At 55.1% G+C, this 2328-nt stretch carries 3 protein-coding genes; all 3 read right to left on the bottom strand.

The features are described from left to right. Positions 1–177 precede the first annotated feature (177 nt). On the bottom strand, positions 178–1002 hold the full coding sequence (locus DQ230_RS16725) for a DUF5131 family protein (RefSeq protein ID WP_113913691.1): 825 nt from the start codon (positions 1000–1002) through the stop codon (positions 178–180). A gap of 77 nt (positions 1003–1079) precedes the next feature. Continuing rightward, the gene (locus DQ230_RS16720) at positions 1080–1619 is read right to left on the bottom strand and encodes a recombinase family protein (protein ID WP_113913690.1); all 540 of its coding nucleotides are present in this window, start codon (positions 1617–1619) and stop codon (positions 1080–1082) included. Positions 1620–1755: 136 nt separating this feature from the next. Continuing rightward, positions 1756–2091 carry a uracil-DNA glycosylase family protein gene (locus DQ230_RS16715; protein ID WP_162497496.1) on the bottom strand — a complete coding sequence of 112 codons (336 nt, stop codon included), beginning with the start codon at positions 2089–2091 and terminating at the stop codon, positions 1756–1758. Between the last annotated feature and the right edge of the window lie 237 nt (positions 2092–2328).

Here is a 2328-nt window from a genome sequence, read left to right as displayed (position 1 = left end):
CGATGACCAACCGTACCCAAGGCCCCCGGAGCTGTCCGGGAATTACCGAAATCCCTGTCCGGGATTTACCGAAACGCGTGTCCGGGAATTACTGAAATCCGTGTCCGGGAATTAGCGAAACCCGCAGTGGCACTTTAGCGTCAGTCAGACCATCGCCAAATAAACTATTCTGAGATGCTACAGTACTCGGCGTTTTGGTAATTGGTCCCACTCAGCTCCATCAAGTATGCGCCCCGCTTGCTTCTTTCCCAGCCGTAGCATTTCAGTTCCATCTTGCGCCAATTGTCTTTTCTTGGCCGGTAGGTTTGTTCCATCGCCTGGCCCCCAATCCCCCCATTGCTTAAAATGAAAAGCAACGGAGTTTTCCATGCACTGACGATGAAGCTCTCGGAACCACGCGGGAGAAGCGGGCCGAGCCTTCGGTCCGCTTTCGCCCCCTGTGATTACCCAATCAATTGTCGAATCCAACCAGGCATCAATATCAAGCGGACCAAGAAGTGGTTCAGCTGAAATGAATCTCACTTTTGCAGGAATTTCTGCCAGGTAGGGGAGCAACTCATCAGCGCGGGTTTGTAGTTCGACGGTCGTGCCGAGCCACACGTTATGCGGCCACTCTTGATCCCACCGTGCCAGTTCCCGGACATTTTGGGGGCGCTTCGTCAACAGAAGCCAATCTAGATGAGGCGTCATTTCTATGAGGTCAAATAGGCGGTCTCGTGGTTCAATCAACTCAGGCCGATCTTCAAAAACATCTGCCATCGAGGCGCAAAATACTCGAGGGCGGTTTGTGGCCCCTTCAGCATCCTTGTTCCATTTAATAGGCTGTTTCCAATGTGCATCAGACATGGTGCGCCTAGCAGCCTTTGGCCCCCAAACCTTTTGACCAACACGCTTCGACCACGCCTCAGCATAACAGTTTTTACAAGCTTCGGACACTTTGGTGCAGCCCCACCAGGGGTTGAACGTATGTGTCGTCCATTCAATTTTGGAATTTGCACCCATGATAACCTCAACGAATTTTGCTTTTTGGTGACCTTCACACGGTTCGGATTGAAAGAGAAACCATTTATGCCTCTTCCCTAAGCACGCCGCACGGTCCTTTCGCTGACTTTGAACAGGCGTGCGATCTCCGGGACAGCCCGGTGTTCATCGTCTCGCATATGCCGCACTTCGTCCTTCTGCGCAGTTGTGAGGGCAGGGGGCCTACCACCGATACGGCCGCGCTTGCGAGCTGACGCCAGGCCTTCTTTTGTCCGTTCTGAAATTCGCTCCCTTTCGAACTGCGCAATGGATGCGAATACGTGGAACACAAGTCGGCCAGCCGGCGTCGTCGTGTCAATGTCCTCGGCCAGAGATCGAAAGCCGGCACCGCGCTCGCGGACGGTTTCAACGATCTCCAGAAGGTCTTTCAGCGACCGGGCTAATCGGTCATATTTTGTTACGGTCACGACGTCGCCGTCGCGAAGCTGCTCGAGCATCTTGTCCAGTTCGGGCCGTTCACGCTTCGATCCGCTGATCTTGTCTGCAAACAGCTTGCCTGCTCCTGCCGCTGTCAGCGCGTCGATTTGGGCATCAAGGTTCTGATCGTCAGTGCTGACGCGGGCATATCCAATAATCATAATTCACTGTGCCAAAAACCTGCCAGAACTGCAAAGGTTTTGCCGGGGGTTTTTGTCACAACTAAATACCTGTTCTGAAGGCGGGGAGGAAAGTCGGCCAAAAACGACCGTTTGTGGCAGAACTGAGCGGAATCCATCATGGGAAAGGCCACCATTCGATCTCCGCCTCGCCCATGGCTTGGAGGGCTTGGTTCACGCTGATCAGAGGGTTGGCACCGTTGAAGTACGTATCCCCCCTATACGCAGTAGGATGCGGGTGAGCGATGGAGGCGGTACGCGGAAAGTCATCAGGTTCCGGAATGCTTCGTCGGAACACATCTTGCGCTTCTCTACCGAGCAGCAAGAAAACAGTCCCGCCTTGCGCCGCCGCGATCTGTCGCAGGAGGTGTTCGGTCACAAGCCGCCAGATCTCCTTATGCGCACTTTGGTGCTTCTTGTGCGTGAAGGTCCAGCTGGCGTTAACGAACAGCACTCCCTGCTCCTGGAGGCAGTCGAAAAATCTGACTGTCTGGGGGCGCGGGTCGTAAGCATCCGGCGTAGGCCACAGCGAGGTCAACGTGCGTGTTGACGGTCCATTTCGATGGTAAACATCCGCCGAGGGCCGCGGTCAGGCAGCCTTGACTTGGTGCGTTGCTGCGTTCCATTCCCACGGCAGCAACTCGTGCAGGCGTGAGACCGGCATGTCGGAGATGCGGGCGATGACGTCAGC

This window comes from Roseovarius dicentrarchi (assembly GCF_003316635.1).
In the GTDB taxonomy this organism is placed as follows: Bacteria; Pseudomonadota; Alphaproteobacteria; order Rhodobacterales; family Rhodobacteraceae; genus Roseovarius; species Roseovarius dicentrarchi.
Note: the sequence above shows the minus strand (reverse complement) of the source record. Positions and strands in the feature narration are given on the sequence as shown.